5 protein-coding genes are annotated in these 9,259 nt (G+C 50.3%); all 5 read right to left on the bottom strand.

What is annotated here, in order from left to right:
• Positions 1-227: transposase (locus FFS27_RS22375; RefSeq protein WP_031753850.1), on the bottom strand; the 227-nt coding region annotated here is incomplete at its 3' end.
• 627 nt (positions 228-854) lie between these two features.
• Positions 855-2,732, bottom strand: coding sequence for a DUF2357 domain-containing protein (locus FFS27_RS22370; RefSeq protein ID WP_071536780.1), 1,878 nt, complete (start codon positions 2,730-2,732; stop codon positions 855-857).
• A gap of 8 nt (positions 2,733-2,740) precedes the next feature.
• On the bottom strand, positions 2,741-5,248 hold the full coding sequence (locus tag FFS27_RS22365) for an AAA family ATPase (protein WP_034023302.1): 2,508 nt from the start codon (positions 5,246-5,248) through the stop codon (positions 2,741-2,743).
• A 679-nt stretch (positions 5,249-5,927) separates the two neighbouring features.
• Complete coding sequence (locus tag FFS27_RS22360; protein ID WP_161790287.1) at positions 5,928-7,220, bottom strand: replication protein; 1,293 nt, start codon at positions 7,218-7,220, stop codon at positions 5,928-5,930.
• Between the two features lie 474 nt (positions 7,221-7,694).
• Entirely contained in the window at positions 7,695-8,756 is a 1,062-nt protein-coding gene (locus FFS27_RS22350) for a site-specific integrase (RefSeq protein ID WP_023100778.1), read from the bottom strand.
• Positions 8,757-9,259: the final 503 nt, after the last annotated feature.

The raw sequence follows: 9,259 nt of genomic DNA, 5'->3' as shown, positions 1-9,259 counted from the left end.
ATCCGGGCTTCCAGCTCCTGGATCTTTTGCTGCTCAGGCGTCAACGCCTTGCTCTTCGGGGTCACACCCTGGCGCTCCGCCTCGAGCTGCTTCACCCAACGGCGCAAGGCCGAATCCACCACCCCCAGCGAACGGCAGGCGTCGATATGGCTGTAGCCTTGGTCCAACACCAGGGCCGCGGCCTCTCGTTTGAACTCGGCGGAAAACGTACGTCGTTGCTTGCTCATCAGACACCTCTCTCACGGCGAGGATTCTCGCCTAAATCGGTGTCCGGGATCAGTAGACCACTACACGCTTCGCGGGCCTACGCTCTGCGTCACTACCTAACGGTAGTGACGCAGAGCTATCCCACCTCTCTACCTCGTCCAGACAAAAGCACTCACAGTACCCCCGGGTTCCCCCTGAAATTCCCCTTGTCGCCGTTCGATGCCGCTCTCTGTCCCTAAGGAGCGAGTTGAGGAGTCCCCTTTCTAGCCTTTCGCGACCCCAGATATCCCCCAGAAATCCCTTTGCTTGCCGTTTATCGATCTTAACGGTCCCTGGATAATAAATGAGAGTTTGAGGGTAAGGGAGAGAGAGGTATACGCCGCGCGTTCATGTCGATTAATTGGCGCGAAAGCTAAGCCCCGAAATTTGGGCTTGTTTGCACCCAATAGTGCAAGTAGAACTCACGCTGAATGGCCATAAAGCCTCAGGGCAGCGTTTTTAAATTTAAACAGATGCGGATATAGCTCTGATCCTGCAAATGCGCAATGGCGAGTAGAGGGCATGAAAAAAGCCCAGCTCTCTGGTATTTGAGGAGCTGGGCTATAATGAGGTGCTTTTGGGATGTCTCAGGTGGCGATGTATCTGTATTACGCTACATCTCTCTCGGTTTCTATTAATTGGAGGCCTTGAGGTGAAACTCCTTCAAGCTCTAAAGTCCGACGGATTAATCGGTCGAGTTGATCTAGCTGCCTATCATTTCCCAGTACTATACCGCACGCTTGAAGGGAGGGGCTGACAGGTGCCTCCCCAAAAACACCTAGCGGGCCATAGTGAAAGCCTCTGAAACCGGCTTTGTCATCAGGGTACAGAATAGACATCGACGAGACTAGTGGTTCATTCTGGCCAAACCTATGTATGCCATGGACATACTTCATGGTTAAGTCTGGCAGATAATCGATAAAAGCCTTGTTGGCGTAGCTGTATTTTGCGTCAAGTATTATTAGCCTGACTTTCCCTTGTGGGTTTTTTATTTGTATTACAATATCTGGGACTCGCTTGCTGTTTGCCCCGCTTTGGCTTCTTTGCCTAATGGAGCGGTTGTCCTTATTTACCGTGAAGGCCTCACCGTTTACGATGTGCTCTGGATGACGGTTATTGTGATTTAGAGTCCAGTATTCAGGCTCTTTGATCACCTCAATCTCGTTGTTTCCTTTGTCCGTAAAGGAGGTTTTTAGTGTGCGCTCTTTGGTTTTTACGCTCTCGTGGGTGGGGGTGTGTAAGAATTTATTTGTTACTTCTAATACTCGGAAGTAGCAGTAGGCCTCAAAGAGCATGGGGATGCTCTCAATTGCAAACAGGTTTTCATAAGCCGTCCAGTCTATCTTTCCTTTTTCATGCCACTTGATAATTTCTACGAAAAGATCGCGGTAGGCCGGTTTGCATTGTGTCTTTGGCGTAATGATCGGCCGCTCATGTATTGGATGTTTGACGAAGAGCTGCCTGTCTACAACGATTTTGTACTGATTTAGGGTCGACAAGATTGCGTCGATTTTGTTTATCTGGGTTCCCATTAGTTGTGCTTTGAAGCGAGTTACCTTTTCAAAGAAAGAAACGTATCCGTTGGGGATGGTGGAATTAGATCCGTGTCTGGTTAGCTCGGACTCCATTCTGTTTCCTAGATTCTGAGCTGTTCGGATTAGTAAATCTATAAAGCCATGAATGACGCGATTTTCATATATATCGGTTTGCTCTTCAAGCACCGGGAGCAGTAGGCCTGATGCTTTGAAGTGATCGCCATCGTAGTATACGTGGGCGTCCTCTGGATGGTCAGTCGGTTGTAGTACTGAAAGATTTTCAACCAGCCAGCCGATGGATGAGTCATCTAGTTCCTCTCGGCCTGTTAAAGGAACTAATTTTTGCTCCGGAACTAGCCGTGTGAGAGGCGATCTCAATACATGAGGAAGGAGCTCCTTCAGCGCTGCGATTGCATGCTCCAATCGTTCGAATGTGTAGCTCGGTGAAACTGCTCCCTCTTCAAATCCCACTGTGTGTCGTGTGGCACTGAATACGGAGTGTAAAGCTTCACTAGAAATGCTCGCCAAATACTCAAACATTCTTTCGACTTTGTCGGCAGAGCTTTTTGTGGCTACAACTTGAATTGGCTGAAAGTTTAATAGTTCAGATATCTCACCATTTTCATCATTAAGCAGAAGGTTAAGTTCGGCTACGCCAAAGTAATTCCAAAATAGTTTGCTGGCGGTTATGTTGGAGTTGGTGTCGGGTATCCAGGAAAATTTAACAGAATCTGGATGCTCCGGAGGGTAAGATGCGTGCGATGTTGGAATGCTGTGCTGATATAGCTCTAGAATGGAGGAGCGATATAGGCGCGGAACTGTTATGTCAAACTTGATTTCTTCATCTTCGAGAACCCAAGGGATATCAGCATTTTTCGCCTCAGATCTTTTTTGAAGCGTTATGACCTGCCCCTTTCGGGCGCCAGTCATGATGGTTAGTATAAGCTCCATAATCCTTCCTAGAAGAATGAATAGGTGCCGCTGAAATCGTTTCCACTTGTCAGGATTCGCTCGAGATGCTTGTTAGAGCGAGGATGGTTCTTACCAAGTACCTCTTGGATCTTTATTATTCTGTTTCTGAACTTTGAGCCGTATCCTTCGATGTGAGGGAGAATGTGTTGTGATACGGAGAAATCGAATGCGGTGTCTGGATCCATTAGCTCGTTGGTCACAGCGGCAGCACAATAGTTAGTGATGGCCGATCGCTTGCGATGAGAGATGCTTATCGACTGGCCTAGCTCAGCATCTCGCTGGCTTAGTATTGTCACAAGCGTGTCAAGCATGTCTTTATGGATCGTGGATAGCTCCGCTTCGTCTCCCTGATATTTGAAGAATTTCTCAAATAGTGAGTAATCGATTGCTCCGTCGAGCATTAGGTCCTCGGTTTCGAACCCATAATCAATATCTACTTCATGGTCTATAGATATGACTGGCACCCGATCAATTAACCGTGAGGAGAGACGCTCAGTTGTAGAGTCGTGATTGATTGTGGCAATGAAACGCACATTTTGGGGGACTTGCAGGTAGCGTTTATCAGGGTCTGGCATGCCGGTATCGATTGGGCGATTGCGCCCTTCAGCATCGCACATGCCGAGGAAGTCAGACCAATAGTGTTCCATTGGTGAGAGGTTTGCTTCATCAAGAAGGACCATCTGGAGGGTACGTGCTCCTCCGTCATTCCGGTTGAGAAAGTCATATAATCCGGTTCGTGCTCGCTGATATGTACTGTTTAGGCTGTTATAGAAGCCCAAAATATCACGGCCGGATACCCATCCTCGAGAGACCGGCATATACAGGAAGTTTTTATGGTCCTCTGGGGAACCTAACTGTAAGGCTTTTGCAAGACGGACAACTGTAGAGGTTTTTCCAACCCCAGGAGGTCCGGCGAGTACAGTAAGGAAGGATTGAGTAGTACTAATCAGGAGGTTACTGAGTTCGGCGCTTGAAAAAGTCTTTCCGTTGTCCCAGTCCAAATGACTTCTGATTTTGTCCACCAAGTCTGCTGCATTGGCGGGTATGCTAGAGGCAAAGTCGACAGGAGCAAATTCGATGTTTGGCCCTTGAGTGATGTTTCCGCCCTTTAATACTCGACCAATTACATGGTATTCACTAATTCTCTTGGAAAGCTCATCCGTATTTTGCAATTGATCTTGGTAAGATTTTGCCGCAGCTTCTAGGCGCTTGTTGTTCTCTTGAAGGAAAATATCTCGACGTTCCATCTCAGCGATATTATTTGCAATTCCTAGTCGGCTGCAGATTTCCTCAAGCTCAGTGTTTTTTTGCTCTAATGACTTCTCTTTAGCGCTAATCTCATCCTGAAGCGATTCCTCTCGAGCCCGCATTAGTTGTTGGATTTGTTCATCTGCTTCGGCGTTTACTTCAGCAATTTTCTTTTCGGACTCAATTTTGGCTTTTTCAACTCGCCCGTGAACGTTGGTTAATTCATCCTGTTTAGTTTTTATCTGGTTCTCAATGGTGTTTAACTTCTGCTTCAATTCCGTTTCCATTCGGTCAACGTCAGCAGTTATTTTTTGGATCTGAGTACCGAGTAGACTTTTTTGGTTTTCCTCAACGTATTGGGTCAGAAAACGAGAGCCAGTTGTTGAGTCAAAGTAGTCTTTTACTATTTGGTATCCAATGTCAGACTCGTTAAGGTATCGATCAAGTATTCCTTTTAGTCGTTCGAGGCGCTCGTCTTTAACATGAGCAGCTCGTCGTAGACGCTCAAAGTCTGATATCGATGTAGACAGCTTTTCCGCTTCTTTCCTTGAAAGAGTCTTGGCGTTCTTGCCAAATTGCAGCTTATTAAAGTGTCGAATTAGCTTTCGATCACTCATGAAATCGTGCGTGGAGTGACGGTGATTTGCTAGTTCGTTAGCTGAACTTATGAATGCGCAGCTTTGGTTATTAATGTTTAGGTGAATTAAGCTTTCTGATAGTTCTCTAGTATCAAACACACCTAAGTAGTCGGCCCCAAAAGATAGCTTTGGTGTTGCTGCTGCCTCAACTACTTGTACGGAATCGCCAGGGACCGTTGAAGCTTGTACTGGACCGTAAACTTTATGTTCTGACTCGTCTAGAATGAAGAAGAGGCCCGAAGGTGCTTTAACTGAATCGGGAAGAACACCTGTTTCAATAGGAGGCAGTTGGCATTGTATAACGGGCAGGAAGCTATTTGCTGGCAGAGGAACAATGTCTTTTCCCATGGCCCAATAGCGGTCGATTCCATGATCTTCAGTTTTCTGCTCGTCTTTATGATACTCCTTAATAAGGAATAACTCACCTTCTTCATGGGAGGTGTCTATAGAGGAGTAGCCTTTTGATATATATATCCCGGACGGAAATCTGGTTCTGTCTAGTGTTTTGTAGCTTCCGTCTTCGTTTGCAATTAAGACTGGTTTTACCACTCCGCGATCATCGCCTACTACTCTATCTTTATAGGCTACAAGACTTTCTGACTTGATCATTTGATTTGGCTCGTTATGGTTTCTAAGGATTTATAGATTTTTTTATATTTGTAGTTTTTTATGGGCGATATTTAGAGTTTCACTCCGGTGGTTGGCGGTTTTGAAGTTCTCGGGGGTGCGTGGTGTATATTGCTGTTCGCCGCCTTATATGTGTGGCGGAAATTTTTCGGCTTTCTTGAGTGGTGGTTTTTGCTGAGTCGAGCTTGTAGCTAAATAGTTGCTCAGCGACCCATTTAAAGGTTTCTGGAATCTGTGAGTGGCAGTTCCGGGACGGAGCTACTAATTTAGGGGAATGGTACGTAAGTAAAGGAGGGCCAGGGTTGGCTTGCACTTGGGGTATAGAGAACTTATTAACCCAGCCTACTTTTAACATCGCTCATTCCTTGAGTCATTGGACAGTGCCATAGTGCCAGCAGTCTGCCTTATTTCTAGAGATCTGAACAGGCTCATCTCATTGTCGGCCAGCTCTGTCGGACGTGCTCAACCGGCGATGACGTAGGTGACCGTACTCAATATGGTGGTCCAGGCTAGGCGACTTTCCGTTGCCATAGCGTGGTGTAATGACCTGATGAGGCTACGCCATTAGTAATACGCACGGACTTGTCTCACGTACCTCGCCGTCGTCGTGAAATTGCGACGAGGCATGGTCTGCTCGGCCTGATGCTTGATCTTGGCACTCTTATAGGTTGGTGGGCTTGCCTGCTCGATACCAGCTTGCTCGGCTCATTCCAAAGGTTTCCCAGGGTTTCTGCCGATTCAAGGAGCCGTTTTCATAGGTTTCCCTATCTACGGCGCCGGCGGCCCGCCTTCGGACTGTCTCACGCTTCCGATGGCGTTCTGCAGCAATCCCCGAGTCTATGATGGTCCTCAGATGCCGCTGCTCATCGGATGTGATTTGATACAGGTTGATGAGGGTGTCATTTTTCGGCGTGTACAGAGGCGCAAAATTCTTGCCGCCCAGCGTGATCCTCTTTCCGGCCTCGTACTCCTTGGCCTTGCTATAGAGTGTCATCAACTCCCTAGAGCTATATGACCAAGACGGGTCTAGCTCGAATGCTAGTGCCGCTGATTCGTGGAACATCTGACTGCTGTGCGTTGCGCCGGATAGCAGCAGGAAATTCAGACGCCAGAATAGGTGTTTCATCCGCTCACCCTCCCTGACGCCGCCGCGCAGAACGGCCAACGTGCGTAGATCTTCGAGCCGGTGCCATGCGAGCTGTCGGCTGGAGAAGCTGCGTAGATTGTTGTATTTGCCGCCGAGCAATACCTTGAGCTGTTGGCGCTCCTTCCGCTCACGGCGTTGTTGTTCAATGGTCCATCTGGCCACCGGTAGCAGTACTTCCGCCAGATACTCGAAGCTGTAGCAGGCCGGCTCGCCACGTTGGTTAGTCTCAACGTGGACGACGCGGCACACGTTGCCGGATTTGGTGTTCACCGTATCGACCAATCGCAGTACACGTGAAGCGTCCTTGGCCTGGAGATCGGCCCCGAGGCTGGTCAGTCTATCTACTAGGTAGCGCTGGCAGGCGTTCCAGCGTGGTAAGGCGTGCCTCGGTAACGCGCCGTCGAGCAGCCATTTCGCTTGGATACCGCGGCCGCTATAGATCAGTAGGGAGGGTGCGGGGATGCCTTCCAACCTGCAGTAGTACAAAACGCTCTCTGCTAGTTGCTCGGGTGTCCTGCCGACGGACCACGATAGTCGGTACGTATCCAAGTCCGCGAACAGTAGACCTATTCGAGCTAGATTGACGACTCGACGATTAGGGCGAATGAACTCAGCCTGAGATATCCATGTGTCGCGTAGCGGGTCTACAAGGGGCAAAATCTTGTCCATTTTTGACAGTGGATGGGACGATTGGGCCATTTTGCTTCGCTGCTGGACCAACAGAGAAAAGTACCCAGTACGTGCCTGCTCGTGAAACAAGCTGGCTTCCTCCACGGCGCTGAATAGCGGCAGAGTCGACGTTTCCATCAGCCGCGACTCAGTGCTGTGTGTCTGTTGCGCTACCTGCGAGAAGTGCGGCCACGTCGCACACGCGGAAGTACACTCGGCGCCCGAGTCGGACTTTTGTGGCGTTGACCTGGCGAGAGAATTCCGACTTGGTCGAGAGGGTGAACTTCAGTCCGCCTGGGCTGCGATGAAGTAGCTGTGCGAGTTGGTCCAGGGTCAGAAGGGGACCAAATGTCGAAAGCAGATGTTGTTCGAGAGTCATAGGGCATATCCGGTTGATGGGTATGCCCAAACAGTGGGATGCGAGTGCCCCTTTTAAGGTTCCTCCCCGGTTCCGCATTGCGGCCCCGGGAGAGGGAGAGATTGCCTTGGCCTAATACTGAGCCAGGGCAGGCGGTGCAGCGAAATTCGCAACCACAGTACCTATGTGATCGGTCGCTTGGGATAGATGCAGCTGAGGTCAGTTTCGCATGCGAAACCGATAGCTGAAGTCAGTCACTGCTTGTGGATGCTATCCAGGCGACCGACGAGATCTTCGGCACGTAGGTGGGTGTAACGGCGAAGCATCTGCATGGACTTGTGGCCGCTGATGGCAGAAACCTCCTGGTCTGACAGGCCACCCTCGACCAGTCGACTGACGGCCTCATGCCGTAGATCGTGGAAGTGGAAATCGGCCAGGTTCTCCCGTTTCTTGATCAGGCCCCAGGTTTTGCTAAAGGCATAGGGGCGGCGTTTTTTGTCTTTCCCTGGCTGGCCAAAAAACACTAGGTGGCAGTCCATGGGGCGAGCCGGATTTTCCAAGGCCATCCGGAATGTCTCAGTGGCCAGCTTTGTGAGTGGTACGGTCCGGGCGCTGTCGTTCTTCGTGTCGGAAAGGCGTACCACGCGCTTCTCGAGATCAACCTGCTGGCAACGTAACCCCGTGATTTCTGACGAGCGCATGCTGGTTTCTAGTGCGATGCATACGATCCACCCCAGCATGGGGTTGCTGTGATTTTTCACTGCAACTAGAAGGCGTCGTTCCTCGTCGACAGACAAACGGCGGTCTCTGCCTTCTCCCGGGCTTGGTTTGCGGATGTTTAGGACGGGATTGAAGGTGAGGCCGAGCCCCCATTCTTGGATTGCCACCGTGAAGACGTGGCTGAGCAAAGCCAGTTCAAGTCTCACGGTATTGTTGCTGGTTGGCTTCTTGCGCTTGGAGATAGAGGTAAGACGAGTGTCGCGATAGGTGGCAATGATGTCTGCAGATAGGGCAGCCAGGGAGTATTTGCCCAGATGCTTGATCAATTGCCGTGCTTTGGTGGCCTCAGCTTTCTGTGTGGTGGGTTTCTTCGTCGGGGTGACTTCTCGCAGATAGCGCTCCAGCGCCTTTTCAAGCGTCATGCGTTCGGAGCCGCTGCGCTGGATGTAGACGCCTCGCACCATCTCGTCTTCGGTGCGGCGAGCCCAGTCTTCAGCATCGCGCTTGGTTCGGAAACTCTTTGCAGTGGTCGGCCAGCCAATTTTGCGGATAACTGCTTTCCAAGTGCCGGCGGTGGTTTTGACGATTGTGGCCATCAGAGTAGGGTTCCAGAGTTAGGTGGGGGTGCGGTTGCGCTGAAGAGCGGTATCGACGTTTCCGTCAAACCTGGCTCAGTGCTGCGCATGTCCTAACAGTGGAAAGCGAGTGCCCCTCAAGAGGTCTTGCCGACTCTGCGATGCTAATTCGCGGTGCGGGAATGAATTCCTTGTCTCTGCGCCGAACCGAGGCGAATTGGTGCTGCCGTACTGGTTACGCATCACGTCGACGTCGACGTGGCGTACCCGGGTAGTGCTCTTGGTCCGGAAGGCTTGGGAGGTAGTCGGATAGCCTTCTTCGAGGAGAAAGGCGTTTCGGGTGCAGGAGCGGATTTTAACGATCGTGGCCATCTGAGAGGAACTCCAAAGGTAGGCTGGCGTGCCAGCGCTGTACCGTTTTCGTACCTTTGGACCAAAGGACTGATCCTGGAGCCACTACCGTAGAAAGCGCAAAGCCGCGCAGTGCGCGGCTTTGAAGGTGGTGGGCCCACACGGACTCGAAC

Origin of the sequence: Pseudomonas sp. 2VD (assembly GCF_005503585.1) — a bacterium.
GTDB lineage: Bacteria > Pseudomonadota > Gammaproteobacteria > Pseudomonadales > Pseudomonadaceae > Pseudomonas > Pseudomonas aeruginosa.
Note: the sequence above shows the minus strand (reverse complement) of the source record. Positions and strands in the feature narration are given on the sequence as shown.